Annotated in this window: 24 protein-coding genes and 1 tRNA gene; 13 read left to right on the top strand and 12 right to left on the bottom strand. The window is 73.7% G+C overall.

Annotation, left to right across the window (positions count from 1 at the left end; all coding sequences use genetic code 11):
• The 3 genes from RWM17_RS05900 to RWM17_RS05890 form a co-directional block, all read left to right on the top strand.
• A partial coding sequence (locus tag RWM17_RS05900) for a C40 family peptidase (RefSeq protein WP_314102095.1) occupies positions 1 to 497 on the top strand: 497 nt, incomplete at its 5' end.
• Between the two features lie 329 nt (positions 498 to 826).
• Positions 827 to 1,321: an HNH endonuclease gene (locus RWM17_RS05895; protein WP_314102094.1), complete on the top strand. Its 495-nt coding sequence runs from the start codon at positions 827 to 829 to the stop codon at positions 1,319 to 1,321.
• Between the two features lie 204 nt (positions 1,322 to 1,525).
• A tRNA-Arg gene (locus RWM17_RS05890) sits at positions 1,526 to 1,597 on the top strand.
• A gap of 216 nt (positions 1,598 to 1,813) precedes the next feature.
• Here the strand turns inward: RWM17_RS05890 and RWM17_RS05885 are convergent.
• Both RWM17_RS05885 and RWM17_RS05880 read right to left on the bottom strand, forming a co-directional pair.
• Positions 1,814 to 2,347 (bottom strand): GNAT family N-acetyltransferase, encoded by a 534-nt coding sequence (locus tag RWM17_RS05885; protein ID WP_314102093.1) that lies wholly within the window; start codon positions 2,345 to 2,347, stop codon positions 1,814 to 1,816.
• Positions 2,348 to 2,399: 52 nt separating this feature from the next.
• Complete coding sequence (locus RWM17_RS05880; RefSeq protein WP_314102092.1) at positions 2,400 to 3,263, bottom strand: alpha/beta hydrolase; 864 nt, start codon at positions 3,261 to 3,263, stop codon at positions 2,400 to 2,402.
• An 86-nt stretch (positions 3,264 to 3,349) separates the two neighbouring features.
• Here RWM17_RS05880 and RWM17_RS05875 point away from each other — a divergent pair, with 86 nt between their 5' ends.
• The 3 genes from RWM17_RS05875 to RWM17_RS05865 all read left to right on the top strand — a co-directional run bounded on the left by RWM17_RS05875 (position 3,350) and on the right by RWM17_RS05865 (position 6,225).
• Positions 3,350 to 3,847, top strand: coding sequence for a CGNR zinc finger domain-containing protein (locus RWM17_RS05875; protein WP_314102091.1), 498 nt, complete (start codon positions 3,350 to 3,352; stop codon positions 3,845 to 3,847).
• A 73-nt stretch (positions 3,848 to 3,920) separates the two neighbouring features.
• Positions 3,921 to 4,748 carry a phosphatase PAP2 family protein gene (locus RWM17_RS05870; RefSeq protein ID WP_314102090.1) on the top strand — a complete coding sequence of 276 codons (828 nt, stop codon included), beginning with the start codon at positions 3,921 to 3,923 and terminating at the stop codon, positions 4,746 to 4,748.
• 124 nt (positions 4,749 to 4,872) lie between these two features.
• On the top strand, positions 4,873 to 6,225 hold the full coding sequence (locus RWM17_RS05865; RefSeq protein ID WP_314102089.1) for a cytochrome P450: 1,353 nt from the start codon (positions 4,873 to 4,875) through the stop codon (positions 6,223 to 6,225).
• Positions 6,226 to 6,292: 67 nt separating this feature from the next.
• Here RWM17_RS05865 and RWM17_RS05860 read toward each other — a convergent pair whose 3' ends face one another.
• Positions 6,293 to 6,724, bottom strand: coding sequence for a hypothetical protein (locus RWM17_RS05860; RefSeq protein WP_314102088.1), 432 nt, complete (start codon positions 6,722 to 6,724; stop codon positions 6,293 to 6,295).
• 252 nt (positions 6,725 to 6,976) lie between these two features.
• Here RWM17_RS05860 and RWM17_RS05855 point away from each other — a divergent pair, with 252 nt between their 5' ends.
• Positions 6,977 to 7,474 carry a pyridoxamine 5'-phosphate oxidase family protein gene (locus RWM17_RS05855; RefSeq protein ID WP_314102087.1) on the top strand — a complete coding sequence of 166 codons (498 nt, stop codon included), beginning with the start codon at positions 6,977 to 6,979 and terminating at the stop codon, positions 7,472 to 7,474.
• A gap of 57 nt (positions 7,475 to 7,531) precedes the next feature.
• Here the strand turns inward: RWM17_RS05855 and RWM17_RS05850 are convergent, their stop codons facing one another.
• Positions 7,532 to 8,185 carry a hypothetical protein gene (locus RWM17_RS05850; RefSeq protein WP_314102086.1) on the bottom strand — a complete coding sequence of 218 codons (654 nt, stop codon included), beginning with the start codon at positions 8,183 to 8,185 and terminating at the stop codon, positions 7,532 to 7,534.
• A 100-nt stretch (positions 8,186 to 8,285) separates the two neighbouring features.
• On the opposite strand from RWM17_RS05850, the gene RWM17_RS05845 reads away from it, so the two are divergent.
• The 3 genes from RWM17_RS05845 to RWM17_RS05835 are packed head-to-tail and all read left to right on the top strand — an operon-like array spanning position 8,286 to position 9,608.
• Positions 8,286 to 8,777, top strand: a complete 492-nt coding sequence (locus tag RWM17_RS05845; protein WP_314102085.1) for a CrcB family protein — start codon at positions 8,286 to 8,288, stop codon at positions 8,775 to 8,777.
• Positions 8,777 to 9,151, top strand: coding sequence for a CrcB family protein (locus RWM17_RS05840; protein ID WP_314102096.1), 375 nt, complete (start codon positions 8,777 to 8,779; stop codon positions 9,149 to 9,151). The genes RWM17_RS05845 and RWM17_RS05840 overlap by 1 nt, the downstream gene beginning before the upstream one ends.
• A 55-nt stretch (positions 9,152 to 9,206) precedes the next feature.
• Positions 9,207 to 9,608, top strand: a complete 402-nt coding sequence (locus RWM17_RS05835; protein WP_123547925.1) for an arsenate reductase ArsC — start codon at positions 9,207 to 9,209, stop codon at positions 9,606 to 9,608.
• A 28-nt stretch (positions 9,609 to 9,636) separates the two neighbouring features.
• On the opposite strand, the gene RWM17_RS05830 is transcribed toward RWM17_RS05835, so the two are convergent.
• From RWM17_RS05830 to RWM17_RS05795, 8 genes are all read right to left on the bottom strand, one after another.
• Positions 9,637 to 10,038: a hypothetical protein gene (locus RWM17_RS05830; protein WP_209561503.1), complete on the bottom strand. Its 402-nt coding sequence runs from the start codon at positions 10,036 to 10,038 to the stop codon at positions 9,637 to 9,639.
• Positions 10,039 to 10,082: 44 nt separating this feature from the next.
• Positions 10,083 to 11,141 (bottom strand): Asp23/Gls24 family envelope stress response protein, encoded by a 1,059-nt coding sequence (locus RWM17_RS05825; protein WP_314102084.1) that lies wholly within the window; start codon positions 11,139 to 11,141, stop codon positions 10,083 to 10,085.
• A gap of 208 nt (positions 11,142 to 11,349) precedes the next feature.
• Entirely contained in the window at positions 11,350 to 11,955 is a 606-nt protein-coding gene (locus tag RWM17_RS05820; protein ID WP_192040954.1) for a hypothetical protein, read from the bottom strand.
• The gene (locus RWM17_RS05815; RefSeq protein WP_314102082.1) at positions 11,952 to 12,533 is read right to left on the bottom strand and encodes a DUF6286 domain-containing protein; all 582 of its coding nucleotides are present in this window, start codon (positions 12,531 to 12,533) and stop codon (positions 11,952 to 11,954) included. Before RWM17_RS05815 ends, RWM17_RS05820 begins: the two co-directional genes overlap by 4 nt.
• The gene (locus tag RWM17_RS05810) at positions 12,530 to 12,883 is read right to left on the bottom strand and encodes a hypothetical protein (RefSeq protein ID WP_123547930.1); all 354 of its coding nucleotides are present in this window, start codon (positions 12,881 to 12,883) and stop codon (positions 12,530 to 12,532) included. Before RWM17_RS05810 ends, RWM17_RS05815 begins: the two co-directional genes overlap by 4 nt.
• Positions 12,880 to 13,047 (bottom strand): DUF2273 domain-containing protein, encoded by a 168-nt coding sequence (locus RWM17_RS05805; RefSeq protein ID WP_369878311.1) that lies wholly within the window; start codon positions 13,045 to 13,047, stop codon positions 12,880 to 12,882. Before RWM17_RS05805 ends, RWM17_RS05810 begins: the two co-directional genes overlap by 4 nt.
• A 20-nt stretch (positions 13,048 to 13,067) precedes the next feature.
• A complete protein-coding gene (locus RWM17_RS05800) occupies positions 13,068 to 13,496 on the bottom strand; it encodes an Asp23/Gls24 family envelope stress response protein (protein WP_123547932.1) in 429 nt (142 codons plus the stop codon).
• Between the two features lie 199 nt (positions 13,497 to 13,695).
• Positions 13,696 to 14,745 (bottom strand): helix-turn-helix domain-containing protein, encoded by a 1,050-nt coding sequence (locus RWM17_RS05795; RefSeq protein WP_133738388.1) that lies wholly within the window; start codon positions 14,743 to 14,745, stop codon positions 13,696 to 13,698.
• A 243-nt stretch (positions 14,746 to 14,988) separates the two neighbouring features.
• Here RWM17_RS05795 and RWM17_RS05790 point away from each other — a divergent pair, with 243 nt between their 5' ends.
• The 3 genes from RWM17_RS05790 to RWM17_RS05780 all read left to right on the top strand — a co-directional run.
• A complete protein-coding gene (locus RWM17_RS05790; RefSeq protein ID WP_314102081.1) occupies positions 14,989 to 15,654 on the top strand; it encodes an RNA polymerase sigma factor in 666 nt (221 codons plus the stop codon).
• Positions 15,651 to 16,277, top strand: a complete 627-nt coding sequence (locus RWM17_RS05785; RefSeq protein ID WP_314102080.1) for a hypothetical protein — start codon at positions 15,651 to 15,653, stop codon at positions 16,275 to 16,277. The genes RWM17_RS05790 and RWM17_RS05785 overlap by 4 nt, the downstream gene beginning before the upstream one ends.
• Positions 16,274 to 16,513: hypothetical protein (locus RWM17_RS05780; RefSeq protein WP_399540154.1), on the top strand; the 240-nt coding region annotated here is incomplete at its 3' end. The genes RWM17_RS05785 and RWM17_RS05780, both read left to right, overlap by 4 nt.

Raw genomic sequence — 16,513 nt, 5'->3', positions numbered from 1 at the left:
CCGCCCAGGCGCTCGCCGCCCAGCAGCAGGCCGAGCAGGCCAGCGCGGCTGCTGCCGCAGCGTCGTCGACCTCGTCGTCCGCCAGCTCGGCGGGCACCGGCTCCGGGTCGTCGCGCTCGATGGCCACCGAGGCCATCGCCTCGTCCGGCTCGACGGGCCAGGCCGCCGTGTACCAGGCGGCCCTGCAGTACGTCGGCACGCCCTACGTCTTCGGCGGCGCGACGCCCGCCGGCTTCGACTGCTCCGGCTTCATCATGTACGTCTACGCGAAGTTCGGCGTCTCGCTGCCGCACTCCGTGGGCAGCCAGGCCGCCCTGGGCGCGACGATCTCGGCCTCGGAGGCGCGCCCCGGCGACGTCGTCGTCTTCAACGACGGCTCGCACGACGGCTTCTACGCGGGGAACGGGATGATCCTCGACGCGCCGAAGCCCGGCGGCTCCGTCAGCGTGCGCCCGCTCTGGAGCAGCGCGGTGCACTACGTGCGCTACGCCGTCTAGGGGACGGTCGCCCGCCTCCTCGGCTCGGCTGTCGGTCGAGCAGCAGTGAACGAGCAGTGAAGAGCCGCCCCGCCCCTAGGCAGGGCGGCTCTCGCGGGTTAACCTGGCGATCTCGGAGTTCCGCTGAGACCAGGAGCGTCACATGAGCCGCACGACAGCCACCCGCACCATGGGCGAGCTGTCGCATGAGCACATACGACACACCGCCGTTCGATAGAGCACCGTCATCCGTGACGGTGCTTTTTTCGTCCCGTCGGCCTGCTGGCCCCCGCTGCCCCGAGAGCAGTCGAATCCCTGGAAGCCGTCCAGGGTGCTTCGAAAGGGAAAGCATGCGCACTCTCGTCCTCAACGCCGGCTTCGAGCCCCTCGCCGTCGTGTCGTTCCGTCGGGCCCTCGTGCTCGTCATGACCCAGAAGGCGACGGTCGTCTCGGCCGACGCCGACCACCCCGTGCTCGGCGCCGGGTTCGCCTACGACCGCCCGTCGGTGATCGTGCTCACGCGCTACGTCCGCATCCCGCACGGCCGCACCGTGCCCGTCTCGCGCCGCGGAGTGCTGCGCCGCGACGCGCACCACTGCGCCTACTGCGGCCGGTCGGCGTCGACGATCGACCACGTGCAGCCGCGGTCGCGAGGAGGCGCCGACAGCTGGGAGAACCTGGTCGCGTGCTGCCTCCGCTGCAACAACGTGAAGAGCGACCGGACGCCGGCCGAGATGGGCTGGACCCTGCGCTGGCAGCCGAAGGCGCCGCACGGCGTCGGCTGGGTCGTGCGCGGCACCGACCGGCCGCAGGCGGAGTGGGACGAGTACCTCACCGCGGCGTGAGCTCGTGCGCCGCAGGTCGGTCTCGCGTCGGTGCAGGCGCCGGTGCCTGCACCTGCACCTGCACCTGCACCTGCCTGGACTTCGCACCGGGTTTCGTGCACTGCACCGCGTCTAGTCCCGGTGCAGTGCACGAGACCCGGTGCGGTGACCCTGAGGTGCGGTGCCGCGACGAGGAGGTGCGGGTTCGGTAGACTCGCCCGGTCAGCCTCTGTAGCTCAATGGAAGAGCAGTTCCGTCCTAAGGAAAGGGTTGGGGGTTCGAGTCCCTCCAGGGGCACCTGACGTCGCTGCGCGACGAGGCCCCTTCCGGGACTCGAACCCCCGCGGCCCGATGACGCTTCGCGTCATCCCCGTCCAGGGGCACTCACTCACTCCCTCGCTGACGCTCGCGGGGCCCCTTCCGGGACCCGAACCCCACGGCCCGATGACGCTTTGCGTCGTCCCCGTCCAGGGGCACTCCCTCGCTGACGGTGAACCCGCGGCAGATCGGGGGCTACGGGCTCGGCGAGTCCGGCAGGGTCACGGCATACTTGAAGCCGACGTGCGAGTCGACGAAGCCGAGCCTCAGGTAGAAGCGGTGAGCATCGATGCGCGCAGCGTCCGAGGTCAGCTGCACCAGGGGCGTGCGGAGCTCGACGGCGGCTCCGTCGACCACCCATCGCATCAGCGCGCTGCCGATGCCGGACGAGCGCTCCGTGCTCGCGACGCGGACCGCCTCGACGAGCAGCCGGGTGCTGCCGCGGCGGGCCATGCCGGGGATGACCGTCAGCTGCAGCGTGCCCACGACCGCCCCGTCCCGATCCTCGGCGACGACGAGGTCGTTGCTCGGGTCGTCGACGATGCGACCGAGCGCCGACGCGTACGCGTCCACGTCCTCCTCGCGGGCGACGTCGCCTCGGCCTGCGCTGACCGGGTCGTCGGCCAGCAGCTGCATGACGGCGTGGAGGTCGTCCGGCACCGCTCGTCGGACGAGCACGTCGACGCCACGGGCCGAGACGACGACGGGGAGGCTCAGGTCGCTGATCATGGTCCATTCTCCCTGCACGCGCCCGCGGCGGAGGGGGAGCGGCGCGGCGCGCTCAGGCCCGGTCCGCGAGCCAGTCCCTGATCGTGCCGGCGACCCTGTCCAGGTGCGACTCGAGGAGGAAGTGGCCGCCGTCGACGAGCTCGACGCGAGCCGCGGGGGAGTCGTCGAGGAACGCACTCGCGCCGGCGGCGGCGAAGATCTCGTCGTTGCGTCCCCAGATGGCCAGGACGGGGACGCCGGAGGTGCGGAGCCAGTCGTGCACCGCCGGGTACAGGACGCGGTTGGTCGCGTAGTCGCGGAAGAGGTCGAGCTGGACGTCGTCCTGTCCTGGGCGGGCGAGGAGCGCGAGGTCGTGCTCCCAGGCGTCGGGGTCGACGGTCGTGGGGTCGGGCACGCCGTGGGTGTACTGCCACTCGACGGCCTCCCGTCCGAGCGCGGGGCGGAGCGCGTCGCGGGTCTCGCCGGTCCGCTCGGCGGCGTCGGCCCAGATCGCGTCCCAGAAGCTGGGCACGAAGCCGTCCTCGTAGGCGTTGCCGTTCTGGGTGACGACGCCGGTGATCGCCGCAGGATCGGCGAGGGCGAGGCGCCAGCCGATCGGCGCGCCGTAGTCCTGGACGTAGACCGTGTACCGCTCGATCCCGAGCGTGGAGAGGAACCGTCCGGTCACGGCGGCGAGGGCCTCGAAGGTGTAGTCGAACTCGTCGGTCGACGGGGCGGACGAGCGGCCGAAGCCGAGGTGGTCGGGTGCCACTACGCGGTAGCGGTCGGCCAGGGCCGGGATGAGGTGGCGGAACATGTGGGAGCTCGACGGGTAGCCGTGCAGCAGGAGCAGCACGGGGGCGTCGGCGGGCCCGGCCTCCCGGTAGAACACGTCGTGCCCCTCGACGGAGACGGTGCGGTGGTGGACGGCGACCATGAGTAACCCCTTAAGATTGTTTTACTGGTTAGGCGACGGTAGCATGGGTCAGGTCGCGCCGGACAGGTGCGAGGAGACGAGGACCGATGCTGACTGACGAAGAGCTGCTGCTGGCCGTGCTCAACAGCGCCCCGGTGGTGGACGGGCACCCGACGGACGACCTCGAGGGCGACCCCGGTCGAGAGCTCGCCCTCAGCTGGGGAGGCGTCGGCTCGGTCGACGAGGCCGCTCAGCTCCGCCGGGCTCGAGGAGCCCTCCAGGCCGTCATCCGCGGGGCCGGGCCGAAGGCGGTCGACGAGCTCGCGCGCGTGGTCGAGGGGGCGGTGCGCACACCTCGCGTCACGTCCGAGGGCGTGGTCTGGGACCTCGTCGCGGCGGACGACGACCGCCTCGCGACCACGGCCGTCCTGGCGTGGTCACGCGTCGCCGAGCAGTTCCCGGGCCGCGTCCGCGCCTGCGCGAACGACGAGTGCAACTTGTTCCTCGTCGACCACAGCCGCCCCGGCACCGCGAAGTGGTGCTCCATGGCGACCTGCGGCAACCGGATGAAGGCACGAGCGCACGCCAGCCGTTCCAGGTCCTGACCGGGTCCGGGTCATCGGGACCCGGCCCGCACCTCCTCGGCACCGCAGCGACGCCGAGGGCCAGACTGGGCAGATGACCCGCCCCACGAACTCGGCCCCCGCACGTCCGCCCGCTGCCGGAGGCTCCCGGGCGGACCGGCGGATCGGGCAGCGCGACCTCACCGAGTGGCGCAGCCCGGCGGGGCGACGGCTCGCCTCGCAGCACCGCGAGATCGCCAAGCGCGTCGGTGCCCGCCGCGCGCTCGTCGGCACGCTCGCCGTCGGGGGGAGCGTCCTCGCCGCGGCGACGGCCGGAGCCGCCTACATCTACGACGGCGTCACCGACCGCGACGGCATCGGCCGCCTCGACCGGCCGGCGCTCGAGAAGGCCAAGGCGCTGCGCTCGCCCGTCGTCAACGGAGCGGCCGCGACCATCGCCCACGTCTTCGGCCCGATCGCCATGCCGCTGCTCACCGTCAGCGCGGCGGTGGCCTTCGGGGTGCGCGACCGGCGGGCCAACCCCGTGACGCTGATCGTGGCCGCCGGCGCCGGGTCGCTGGCGATGACGCTGATCGGCAAGAAGCTGATCGCGCGCAACCGTCCCCCTCAGCACGAGGCGATCCCGCCCTTCGAGAAGTCGCCGTCGTTCCCCTCGGGGCACACGCTCAACACGACGACGATCCTCGGCGTGCTCGCGTACCTCGTCGCCCTGCGGCAGGAGAGGAACGGCCCCCAGGTCGCCGTCATCGGCGGGGCCGCCGCCGCTGCGGTCACCGTCGGCCTCTCGCGGGTGCTGCTCGGCGCGCACTGGTTCACCGACGTCGCCGTCGGCTGGGTGACCGGCACCGGCTGGCTCTCGCTGATCATCACGAGCCACCGCCTCTACCTCAGCGCCCAGGACGACGCGGAGATCTCCGAGTAGCAGCTCTCCTCAGGCACCGCAGAGTGGACGGAACACCGCCGAGCAGCGGGAGACGGCCACCAGCGGGGTACGGGCTGGACGCTCACCGTGAGCGGGGCGGGCACCTCCTCGTCAGCATGGACTGATGGCCACCGTGTTCCCGTCCCTGCTCGCCGACGACTCGCTGTCGCTCCTGACCCGCGGCTACGGCTTCGGCGCCCGCATCTGGGGTCGTGCCCGCGAGGGCGCGCGTGCCGTGCCCATGCGGCTGCTGGGCGACGAGACCCTGCTCGTGCGCGGCGCCGACGCGGTCGCGCTGTTCTACGACGAGTCGACGATCCGTCGTCACGGGGCGATGCCCGGCATCGTCCAGCAGACGCTCTTCGGCACCGACTCGGTGCACAGCCTCGACGGGGACGAGCACCGGCACCGCAAGGCGACGTTCCTCGACGTCGCCTACGAGGACGCTCAGGTCGAACGGCTGACGCCCCTGCTCGAGCGGGAGTGGTGGCACGAGCTCGACGCCTGGCTCACCGGCGGCGAGCGCTCGGCCTACGACGCCGCCGTCGGCGCCTTCGGCCGGGCGAGCATGACCTGGGCCGGCCTGCCGGGCACCCGGGCGGCGAAGACCCACTGGTCGGAGCGGCTGGCACAGATCGTCGACGGCTTCGGCGTGCCCTACTCGCCTGAGTACGTGCTCGCGGCGGTGAACCGCGCCTGGTCGGACCGGCACGCGACGCGCCTGGTCCAGGCAGCCCGCTCCGGTCGCCTCAGCCCGGCCGAGGGCACCGCCCTGCACGAGTGGGCGCACCACCGCGACCCTCGCGGCGAGCTGCTGCCCGCCCGACTCGCGGGCATCGAGCTGCAGAACAGCATCCGGCCGATGATCGCCGTCGCCCGCTTCGTCGCCTTCGCCGCCGTCGAGCTGCGCGACCGTCCCGAGTGGCGCCGCCGCATCGCCGCCGAGACGGCCGAGCGAGGCTCGCTCGTCGGCGGGCCGCTCGCGACGGCGTTCGCCCAGGAGATCCGCCGCACCGCGCCCTTCGTCCCGATGCTGCCCGGCTGGGCCGTGACGGACGTCGAGCACGACGGCGAGCGGGTCCCCGCCGGCGGACGCGTCGTGCTCGACATCCTCGGCACCGACACCGACGACGCGTCCTGGGAGCGGGCCGGCGAGTTCGACCCCGAGCGCTTCGTCGGGGTCGACGACTACGAGGCCCTCGAGGCGTTCGTCCCGCACGGCGGGGGCGACCCGGCCCACGGCCACCGTTGCCCGGGCGAGAAGCTGGCGATCGCCGGGCTCGCCGCCGCGGTCGCCGCCCTGAGCGACCCGCGCGTGACCGTGCTCGACGAGGGGCTCGACGTGAACAGACGGCGACTGCCCACGAAGCCGGCCTCCGGCGGTCGCGTGCGTGCCGCCTCCTCGTCTCGGGGCAGCGCCACTGAGGGGGCCGCCGCCGGTGCGGACGCGCCGTGGTGCCCCTTCCACCGCCGCTGAGGCGTCGGGGGAGCCGGGTCCCAGGCGGCGCGGTCCGGACCCGGGGGAGGACCTCTGGTCGGAAGGCCTAGAAGACCGCGGTGACGGCCAGGGCCAGCACCGCCACCAGGGCGATCGCCGCGACGACCCGCGACGTGCCCATGACCAGGCGCCGGCGGCGACCGGGGACCCAGTCGTCGTCGTCCGCGTCGCGCAGCTCCGGCGGCAGCTCGGCCTCGCGCAGCCGGGCGGCGCGCTCCCGGCGCTGCCGCTCGGCGGCCTCGAGCTCGCGTCGTCGCAGCGCCTCGACCTCGCGGTCGTGCTCGAGGTAGAGCTCGAGTTCCCGGTGCCGCTCCTCGGACCAGGCGTCCAGGTCGGACGCAGGAGGCGCCTCCCGGGCGACCGCGTCGGTCACCGGGCGTTCCCGCACCGCCTCGTGCGCCTCCTCGGCCGGTCCCGTCGCCGGGCCGCCCTCGGGCAGGTCGGCAGGCAGGTCGTCGGGGTGACCGTCGTGTCGCATGGGGGTCCTTCGCGCCGGGGGACGTGCACGGGGCAGCGTGCACCGACAGCGTACGTCGCGGCTCCTCCGCACGGGTGCCGGGGCGGCAGGCGATGCTCGACGGGCTCGTGGGAGACGCACCCGGCTGGGAACGGTCTCCGAGGTCCCGCGTCGGGAGCCGTGCATCCGGGGCGCCCGGGAGAGCAGTGTGGGCGGAGCACCACCCCCGCTCGACTCGTGTCGGCCCAGGCCGACGGACGGAAGGAGCCACTCGTGGCCGACAGCACCAGCACCACCCATCACGACGACGTCGCCAAGCTCGCGAAGCTGCTCGGCGACTTCGACTTCGCGATGCTCACGACCATCGACGACAAGGGGGCCCTCGTCGGGCACCCGATGACCCTGCAGGAGACGGAGTTCGACGGCGACCTCTGGTTCATCGTCGGCCTCGGCTCGACGGCCGTCGCGCACCTCCGGCGCAAGGACACCGTCGGCGTCACCCTCAGCGCCCGCGACTCGTGGGTCTCGCTCGCCGGCACCGCAGCCGTCGTCGACGACCACGCGAAGCTCGAGCAGCTGTGGAACAGCCGCGTCGAGGCGTGGTTCCCCGAGGGCCCGTCCGACCCGACCGTCGGACTCGTCAAGTTCTCTGCCGACAGCGCCGAGTACTGGGACAGCCCCGGCGGCAAGGTCGCCTCGGCCCTCTCGTTCGTCAAGTCGAAGGTGACCGGCGACGCCCTGGACGCCGACAACCAGAAGATCGAGCTCTAGGCGCACTCGATCGTGCAGGGCCCCGGGTCGTCGCCGACCCGGGGCCCTCGTGCGTGGTCAGGGCAGCGCGTGCGGACCGCCCCAGGCGGCGGGCCAGGTGCCCGGATCGATCTCAGTGCGCGGCGGGTACGGGCTGTGCGCCCAGGAATCGGCCCACAGCTCGGCGAGCAGCGAGTCCCTCGCGGGACCGAGGGCGACGTCCTGCTCGTGCTCGTCGAGCAGGCCGGCCTCTGCCAGCGTGCTCACCCCGTCCAGGACGTGGACGAGCGAGGGCGCCACCACCCGCGGAAGGTCGGGCCAGCTCGCGTCGACGACGACGCCCCCCTGCGGGGAGGACAGGTCGAGCACGGACTGCCACCAGCCCTCGCGCGAGATCGACAGCCACGCCCGGCTCCACTGCCACGGCTCGACGTGCTCGCGTAGCTGCAGCTGCCCCTCCGCCATGACCCGTGCGGGGAGCAGCGGACCCATGTCCATCGAGGGCCACCAGGGCAGCCGGGTGCCCTGGTGCTCGGGCTGCCCGTCATGGGTGCGGAGCAACAGCACGAGCTCGGCCGGCAGCACGAACGGGGCGACGGCGCCCCGGAGGGCCTCCAGGTCGTCGTCGCTGACCGGCCCGCCGAGGCTCGCCCACAGCTCGGGGCCGCACCGGGGCAGCACGTCGGCGAGCCGGGCGAGCGCGCGGGCCATGTCGTCGGTGAGAGGATCCATCCGCGCATCATGGCAGCGACCGGGGCCGGACCGGGGGCGTTCGACGTGCTTGACTCTCGACGGTGCCCCTGACCGGGGGCGCGACCCCGAGGAGGCGCCCGTGACGACACCTGCGCCCGGCGTTGACCCCGAGGAGGCGGCGGCCCGGCCCGTGCACCTGCGCTGGCGGTCGCTCGGCCTGGTCTTCGTCGGAGGGACCCTCGGCACGGGAGCCCGAGAGGCGCTGGCGCTGACCTTCCCTGCGGCGCCGGGCACGCTGCCCGTCACGATCGCCCTCATCAACGTCGTGGGCTCGTTCGCGCTGGGGCTGCTGCTCGAGTCGCTGCTGCGCCGCGGGCCCGACCGCGGACGACGGCGCGACCTTCGCTTGCTCGTCGGCACGGGGGTGCTCGGGGGCTTCACGACGTACAGCGCGCTCGCCGTCGACACGGGGCTGCTGCTCGACGGACACGCCGGCATCGCCCTCGCGTACGCGCTCGGGTCCGTCGTCGCCGGGGTGCTCGCCGCGGCCGGCGGCGTCGCCCTCGGAGCTGCGCTCGCCCGCGGTCGCGATCGCTCCCGCGCGCGCCCGGACCGGCGGCACGACTCGTGATCGCCCCCTGGCTCTTCGCCGCAGCGGCGCTCGCAGGAGGTGTCGGTGCCGGGCTGCGGCTCCTCGTCGACGGGGTCGTCCGCGCGGCCGTGTCGACGCGCCTGCCGCTCGCCACGGCGGTGATCAACGTGGGGGGCTCGTTCGTGCTCGGCCTGCTCACCGGGCTCGCCGCCTCCTCGGCTCTCGCACCCGGGTGGCTGGTCGTGCTCGGCGGCGGCCTGATGGGCGGCTACACGACCTTCAGCACGGCCAGCGTCGAGACCGTGCGGCTGCTCGCCGAGCGACGCTGGGGGCCGGGGCTGGGCTACGGACTCGGCGTGCTCGTGCTCGCCGTCGCGGCCGGCGTGCTCGGCGTCCTGCTCGGCTCGGCCTGAGCGTCGCGCGCCGAGCCCTCAGGAACGGGAGAGCGACGTCGGCCAGGATGGCGGCATGAGCCCGAAGCCCGTCGTCCTGTTCGTCTGCGTCCACAACGCGGGGAGGTCGCAGATGGCCGCCGGCTTCATGCGGTCGCTCTCCGACGGCACCGTCGAGGTGCGGTCGGGCGGCAGCGAGCCCGGCGAGAGCATCAACCCGGTCGCCGTCCAGGCGATGGCCGAGGTCGGCATCGACATCTCGACGGCGGTGCCGCAGCTGATGACGACCGAGCAGGTGCACGCCTCCGACGCCGTCGTGACGATGGGCTGCGGCGACGTCTGCCCGATCTTCCCCGGCAAGCGCTACGAGGACTGGGAGCTCGCCGACCCGGCCGGCCAGGGCATCGACGCCGTCCGGCCGATCCGCGACGACATCCGCGGCCGCGTCGAGCGGCTGCTCGCCGAGCTGCGGAGCTGACTCCCGCCCTGACGACGTCGAGGGCGGGTCAGCTGAACCGCTGGAGGAGCTCCTGGATGAAGGGGCCGACGTCGCGCGCCTGGTCGACGCCCGCCAGCGCGGTCGCGAGCAGGGGCCAGAGCGACACGAGCAGCGTCGAGATGACGGCGGCGACTCCGAGCACCCAGGCGAGCGCCCCGTTGCGGACCACGAGGATGAGCGCCAGCAGCACGACGGCGAGCAGGTAGCCGATCACGGCGGCCGCGGCGATGGAGCCGACCGGCACGTCGAGTGCGCCTGCGGTGCCGCCGTCGGCGGCCCCGATGAGACCGAGGACGGGAACGAAGACGCCCACCACGATCAGGAAGCAGAGCACCGCGGAGGTGACGAGCGCTGCCCAGACGGCGCGGGGCCGGGCCCGTCGGGTGGACATGGTCGTGCGTCCGAACATCGTCGTCGCCTCTCGCGGTCAGGTGGTGGTGGAGGAGGTGCGGGTCAGCGGGCGGAGGTGCCCTGGTCGTCCGTGTCGCCGTCGCGGCGAGCGTCGTCCGCCGTGTCGACGACGACGGTGGTGTCGCCGTCCTCGACGGTGACCGTCACGGTCGTGCCGTCGGGCACGTCGGTGACGACGTCGTCGGAGCCCGGCGAGGAGGCGCGGGTGGACGAGGAGGCGTCGCTCACGGTCTCGGCACGGTCGCGGTCCTGCTCGTCGCCGGCCCGGTCGGAGGCGTCCGAGAGGGAGTCGAGAGCATCGGCGGCGCGGGTGCGGGCGGCGTCCAGCAGGTCGCCGGCGGCGTCCCCCGCGTCGGAGGCGGCGCCTCCTGCGCTCGCTGCGGCGTCGTCGCCGCGACGGCTCGCCTCGTCGCGGAGGTCACGGGCCTGGTCGCCGAGCTCGTCGGCCTTGCGGCTCGCCTGCTGACCGAGCTCGTCGGCCTTGTCGGACGCGGCCTCGCGGACCTCGTCGGCCTTGTCGGCGACCTGGGCGGCCTTCTCCTGGATCGTGTCGGAGGCCTTGTCGGCCCCCTCCTTCAGGGCCTCGCCCACCTGGCCGGCGCGGTCGGCGACGGTGTCGCGGACCTGCCCGGCCTTGGCCTTCGCCGAGTCGCGGGCGTCGGCGAGGGCGGCCCCGCGCTTCTCGGCGGCGGCCTGACGGCGGGCCTCGTCGGCCTCGTCGAACGGGCCGTGCACGTCGGTGACGGCCACGTCGACCGTGACGGCCTCGTCGCCGACCTGGCCGACGGCGTGCTGCACCGCGGTGCGGACGTGGTCGGCCACGTCGGTCACCTTCGCGGGGTACTCGGCCACGACCGACACCTCGACCAGCAGGCCGGCGTCGGTGGTGCTCGTGCGTATGCCGGGGGTGGAGGTGGCGCCGACGGCGGTGCGGAGGGCGCCGGCGACGCGGGCGGCCGTGGTGCCCAGCTTGTGCACGCCCGTCGTGCCGAGCGCGGTCACGGCGATCATGCGGTGCAGGGCCTGCTCGGGCGACTCCGCCTCGGCGGGGCCTGCGTCGTCGAGGTCGATGGGGGTCACGTGGTGCGCGGAGTCGGTCACGGGGGGCCGTCCTTCCTGGAGGGTGCGGACCGTGGGGGTCCGGAGTCTGGGGGGAGCGGCGGTGGCTGCTCCCGGGCGTCGAGGTCGACGTGGTCGTCGAGGTCGGCCTGGCGGTCGAGTCGACGCGGGCGTCCCTGGCGGGACGCGGACGGCCCCCGCCCTCGTGCGAGAGCGAGGGCCGTCCGGGGTGGTGCGGGGTGCTGCAGCGTCAGTCGAGGCGCGTGGCCGACGACATCTGCGTGCGGAGGCCGCCGTTGATCTGCACGACCACCGGGGTGACCGTGCCGAGCAGCTCGTCCCAGCGGACGACCGCCTCGTCGACGGCGCGACGCAGGTCGACCGGCGAAGCGCCCCGACGGGCGTCCACCGTGACGCGGAGGACGTTCTCGCCCTTGACGCGGAACGCGACGACGTCGGCGGCGAGGACGCCCGGCGTGTTCGACAGGGCCTCCTCGAGCACGTTCGCCGCGACCTTCGCGTCGACGACGACGTGGCCGCCGGTCGGCGAGTGGCTGTCGTCCGACTCCGAGAGGTCGATCAGCGTGCTCGTGCGGCCGCCGCCCTGACGGACGATGAACGCGACGAGCAGGACGATCAGCACGGCGCACACGGCGGCCGTCACCCAGAGGATCCAGACCTGGCCGCCCGAGAGGGCGTCGGTCACCTGGCCGGTCGCGTCGGACGCACCGTCCGAGACCGTCTGCTGCACGTCGGGCCAGAGGGCGCCCACCGCGACGGCAGCACCGGCGAGGAGGAGCACGAGGCCCACGAGGAACACGACGAAGCGGTTGAGACCGCGGTTGGTGTCGTTCATCGACCGACCTTGCCCTTCTTCTTGGACAGCTTCACGCGGGGGCGGAGCGCCGGGGTGTAGTCGTAGCCGGAGATCTCGTCGCGGACCGCCTCCTCGATGCTGCGGAGGTCGGCGGTGCGACCCGTGACGGGGTCGATCTCGACCAGCGCGACCTTCTTGCCGACGCTGACGTTCACCCGGTCGGGGTGGACGTCGCCGGCGAAGCTGGCCGTGCGGGCGAGCGAGCGGGCGATGACCCGGTCGTCGACGACGGCTGCGGTGCGGTCGGCACCGGCGGCACGGCGTCCACGGCGACCGGGGGCGAGCGACACGACGATCAGCACGAGGCCGATGATCGCGACGACGACGCCGATCGCGGCGAGGGCGCCGACGGGGGCGCCGGCTGCTCCGAGCACGGCCGAGGCGGCGTCGGCGGGAGCGACCAGGAGGGGCGCGGTGCCGACGGCGGCCAGGACGGACTCGGTGCCGATCCAGGCGAACACCAGGATGAGCAGCACGGCGAGGGTGACGGCGATGCCGGACCTCGACGAGTGCGTCTCCCGGCGGAGGATGCGGCGGTAGGTGGTGCTGGTGCTCATGAGACCCGCCTCCTCTGGCTGAGCTCGGCGCCGGTGATCTGCAGGTCGACGCGTTCTACCTCGGTGCCGGTGAGCTGGCGGACCCGCTCCCGGATGGTGGTCTGGGCCGACGTGAGCCGGTCCAGCAGGGTGCCCGACGCGCGGTTCGGCAGGCCGAGCGGCGTGATGCGCACGGGTGCCTTGGCGACGAGGGTGAGCCCGCCGTCACGGTCGGTCAGCTCCACGGACACGTCGGACGACTTGGCGTCCAGTGCCTCCGCGGTGACGGCCGACACCACACGGCGCACGGCGCGCGACGTGATCACGGTGCGGCCGTGGGAGGCCTGGTCGGCCGTCACCGCCGCGGTCACGAGGACCGCCGCCCGCGGAGGGCGTCCGCGACACCGCGGACGTCCAGCTTGCCCTCGGTGAAGCGACCGACGAAGTAGCCGATCACGATCGCCAGGGCGACCAGGAGGAGGCCTCCGAAGCCGAACTGCAGGGCCGCCAGCGCGAGGACCGCGCCGACGAGCATGCCTCTGTTCGTCGCAGTCATTACTGGACGCGGCTGTCGTCGGAGTCGTTGTCGTCCTCGGAGGGGATGTACACGTCGGAGACGGTGACGTTGACCTCGGTGACCTCCATGCCGACGACCTGCGAGATGGCGTCGGTGACGGACGAGCGGACCTCGTCGGCGACCTGCTGCAGGTCGACGGGGTACTCGGCGACGATGACGATGTCGGCAGCGACCTGCTTCTCGCCGACCTCGACCGAGACGCCCTGGCCGCGGTCCTGCTGGTTGATGGCGTTGCGGATCGCGCCGATGGCACGGGCGGCGCCGTTGCCCAGGTCGTGCACGCCGGGGACCTGGCGGGCGGCGATGCCGGCGACCTTCGAGACGACGCCGTCGGCGATCGTGTTCTTGCCCGCGGCGTCGGAGGTGTGCTTCGCGACGGAGTTGGTGGCGGGGGCGACGTTGGTCATGTGGTGCTCCTCAGTTCGTGGTGTGCGTGGGTTGTTCGTGTGGACGACCGGGTGGTCGTCCGGGGCCCCGGTGTGGGACTCATCATTCAGACGCATCGAGGGCTGGCGGTGTCACGGTCGGTCAGCTTGCTCTCAGCATCCGGGGAGGCGGGGCTCGTTTTCTGGACGAGGGCCGTCGCCTCCCTGGCTGGGGGAGGCCCTAGCGGGCCAGGGTGTCGCGGGGGTACTCGCCGAAGCGGGCGAGGTAGGCCGCCGAGAAGCGGCCCAGGTTGCCGAAGCCCCAGCGACGGGCGACCTCGGAGACGAGCGCCTCCCGGGGGGACGCGTCGAGCAGCTCCCGGTGGGCGCGGTCGAGCCGCACCTGCCGGAGGTAGCTGGTCGGCGACATCCCGAGGTGCGTGCTCATGGCCTGCTGCAGCGTCCGCGTGTGCATGCCGACGGCGTTCGCCACGTCCGCCGGCGTGATGGCCTGGTCGGCGTACGCGTGGACGTACTCGGCCGCCTCGCGGAGCCGGGCCGTGCGCGGCGTGCGGATGCTGCGCGGCACGTCGACGGCGCGCCACGGGAACAGGTCGAGCATCGCCCGCGCGAACGTGAGCTGCCCCTCGAGGCGGGTCAGCGGGGGGACGTCCTCGTCGACGACGGCCGCCGTGGCCCCCGAGACGCTGATCCGCCAGGCCGTGAGGGCCTCGGCCGACAGCGTCGGCCCGGGCTGGAAGAGGACGCGCTGCGGCGGACCGCCGTGCCGCTCGGTCGCGACCTGTTCGAGGAACTCCGCCGAGGCGTGCACCAGCGAGTTGCGGTGAGGCGTCAGGGTGAACGAGAACGACGTCTCGGCCGGCAGCAGGAACGGCTCGCCGCCGATGCTCGCGAACGAGCCGCCACGGCTGGCGAGGGTGCCGCTGCCGTGGCGGAACCACGACATGACGTACTCGGTCGACCAGGGCACCTCGCCCTGGAGGTGGCCCGTGATCGTCGAGGTGCGCAGGCTCAGCCGGTCGTCGCCGGCCGACGCGTAGCGCCAGCGGAACGGCTCGGTGCTGGTGCGGACCCGGAACCGGCGACCGCCGTAGAGCTCCTCGAGCCGGGCGGCGGCCTCGCCGAGGTCGTCGCCGCCGTCCTCGGAGCGGACGTGGCGGCGGGGGGAGTCGTCGTGGGCGGCGGTGATCGCCCGGTCGGCGGTCGTGGGGGCGTCGGCGTCGGTGGTGGGTCGCGCCGTGGTGACGGGTCCTGTGCTCGTCGTGGTCATGCGTGGTCCTCTCGGTGCTCTGCCCTGCTGCGCGCGCCTCCTGGTGAGGGGCTCGTGCACCTCTGAGACGTCCGCCGAGGCGAGAACGTCACAGATCCACAGGACATGAAGGATCTTCGGTACTCGTGGCGGGATGGACGGGTCGAGGAGGTGCCCCAGAACGGGGGCAGGGCGGCCGCGTCGACAGCGCCTCGCGGCTGTCTGCCGACTCGGTCAGCGGCCAGTGCCGGACAGCTTCTCCTCGTGCGGTGGCATCCTCGGAGGCGCGACGGCCGTGACCTCGGCCGCAGGGCCGAGCCTGAGGAGGACGACATCTCCGGCACCGTGACGCCCGACGAGGCCCCCGGCCCCGAGTCCGTCGTCGACCCGCTCTCGTCCGCGACGGACGCGACCCTCGCGGTCCGCGCCCGCGACGGGGACGTGCACGCGTTCGAGGTCGTCGCCCGCCGGCACGGCCCGCTGATGCGCGTCTACGCCGGCCGTCTGCTCGGCACCGACCTCGAGTCGGACGACGTGGTGCAGGACGCGTTCCTCACCGCCTGGAGGCGCCTGTCCGACCTCGAGGACCCGTCCCGCCTGCGGCCCTGGCTGATGCGCATCGTGAGCAACAAGAGCATCGACCGGCTCCGGGTGCGCCGCGACCACGACGACATCGACGCGCACGACGCTCCCGCGTCCCGCGCCGCCGCCCCGGACCGCGTCGTCGAGTCGCGACTGCAGCTCGACGCGATGTGGACGGCCCTCGACAAGCTGCCGCTCGACCAGCGACGGTGTTGGCTGTTGCGGGAGACCGGCGGCTGGTCGTACGCGGAGATCGCCGAGGCCCTGCAGCTGCCCGTCTCGACCGTCCGCGGGCAGATCGCCCGTGCCCGCAAGTTCCTGCTCCACGAGATGGAGGCCTGGCGATGAGCGACCACGACGACGACGCGCGCGTGCCGGGCGCGCCCCCGCAGCCTGCGGACCAGGACGAGCTCGTGGACGGGCGCACCCTGGACGAGCTCGAGGACTACCTCGACCGCGGTCGCACGCCTCGTGACCCCGGCATCGAGGCGAGCGCCGAGTGCCGCCTGACGCTGCGGGCGCTGGAGCGGGTCCGCGGCCTCTCGCTGTCGGCGCTCGAGGACGAGGCGTCGCGCCTGCCGTCGCGCGACGACACCTGGATCTCCGGGCTCATCGAGTCGATCAAGGCCGAGGTGGTGGGCGGACGCGACATCCCCCTCCGGCACCCCGACCCCGGCGTGCGCCTCGGCGTGACCGAGGCCGCGGTGCGCGGGCTGCTGCGGCAGGTCGGCGACGCCGTCGACGGGGTCGTCGTGCGGTCGAGCGAGCTCGACGGCGACGTCGCGGAGGCGGACGCCCCGATCGAGGTGACCCTCACGATGACCGCGCGGTACGGCGTGCCGCTGCGCGAGGCGGCCGGCGCCCTGCGCGCGGCGGCGGTCTCCGCGCTCGCGCTGCACACCGAGCTGCGGATCGCTGCCGTGCACGTCGTCGTCGACGACGTGTGGCTGGACGAGGGAGGCGCGTCATGAGCACCGAGGACCGAGCGAGCGCCCAGCACGACGGCGCCCCCGACGACGGAGCCGCGGCCGAGCTGGACGACCTCTCGCTCGACCTGACCGACGCCCTGCGCGGCGTCGAGGGCGTCGTCGAGGTGCTCGACGCGCGGCCGGTCGTGGTCGCCGCGATCACCGCCGTCGCGGACGGCATCGACGGCGGCGGGCCCCGCGGCCTCGTGGACGTCGTGCGGACCGGGGGAGTGCTGACC

This window comes from uncultured Frigoribacterium sp. (assembly GCF_963515265.1).
In the GTDB taxonomy this organism is placed as follows: Bacteria; Actinomycetota; Actinomycetes; order Actinomycetales; family Microbacteriaceae; genus Frigoribacterium.
Note: the sequence above shows the minus strand (reverse complement) of the source record. Positions and strands in the feature narration are given on the sequence as shown.

Coding starts and splice junctions, on each gene's coding strand:
- RWM17_RS05895 (WP_314102094.1), top strand. CDS start 827: ATGCGCACTCTCGTCCTCAACGCCGGCTTCGAGCCCCTCGCCGTCGTG.
- RWM17_RS05850 (WP_314102086.1), bottom strand. CDS start 8,185: ATGGATCCTCTCACCGACGACATGGCCCGCGCGCTCGCCCGGCTCGCC.
- RWM17_RS05795 (WP_133738388.1), bottom strand. CDS start 14,745: ATGACCACGACGAGCACAGGACCCGTCACCACGGCGCGACCCACCACC.
- RWM17_RS05880 (WP_314102092.1), bottom strand. CDS start 3,263: ATGGTCGCCGTCCACCACCGCACCGTCTCCGTCGAGGGGCACGACGTG.
- RWM17_RS05875 (WP_314102091.1), top strand. CDS start 3,350: ATGCTGACTGACGAAGAGCTGCTGCTGGCCGTGCTCAACAGCGCCCCG.
- RWM17_RS05785 (WP_314102080.1), top strand. CDS start 15,651: ATGAGCGACCACGACGACGACGCGCGCGTGCCGGGCGCGCCCCCGCAG.
- RWM17_RS05835 (WP_123547925.1), top strand. CDS start 9,207: ATGAGCCCGAAGCCCGTCGTCCTGTTCGTCTGCGTCCACAACGCGGGG.
- RWM17_RS05815 (WP_314102082.1), bottom strand. CDS start 12,533: ATGAGCACCAGCACCACCTACCGCCGCATCCTCCGCCGGGAGACGCAC.
- RWM17_RS05865 (WP_314102089.1), top strand. CDS start 4,873: ATGGCCACCGTGTTCCCGTCCCTGCTCGCCGACGACTCGCTGTCGCTC.
- RWM17_RS05820 (WP_192040954.1), bottom strand. CDS start 11,955: ATGAACGACACCAACCGCGGTCTCAACCGCTTCGTCGTGTTCCTCGTG.
- RWM17_RS05805 (WP_369878311.1), bottom strand. CDS start 13,047: ATGCTCGTCGGCGCGGTCCTCGCGCTGGCGGCCCTGCAGTTCGGCTTC.
- RWM17_RS05830 (WP_209561503.1), bottom strand. CDS start 10,038: ATGTTCGGACGCACGACCATGTCCACCCGACGGGCCCGGCCCCGCGCC.
- RWM17_RS05870 (WP_314102090.1), top strand. CDS start 3,921: ATGACCCGCCCCACGAACTCGGCCCCCGCACGTCCGCCCGCTGCCGGA.
- RWM17_RS05885 (WP_314102093.1), bottom strand. CDS start 2,347: ATGATCAGCGACCTGAGCCTCCCCGTCGTCGTCTCGGCCCGTGGCGTC.
- RWM17_RS05860 (WP_314102088.1), bottom strand. CDS start 6,724: ATGCGACACGACGGTCACCCCGACGACCTGCCTGCCGACCTGCCCGAG.
- RWM17_RS05800 (WP_123547932.1), bottom strand. CDS start 13,496: ATGACCAACGTCGCCCCCGCCACCAACTCCGTCGCGAAGCACACCTCC.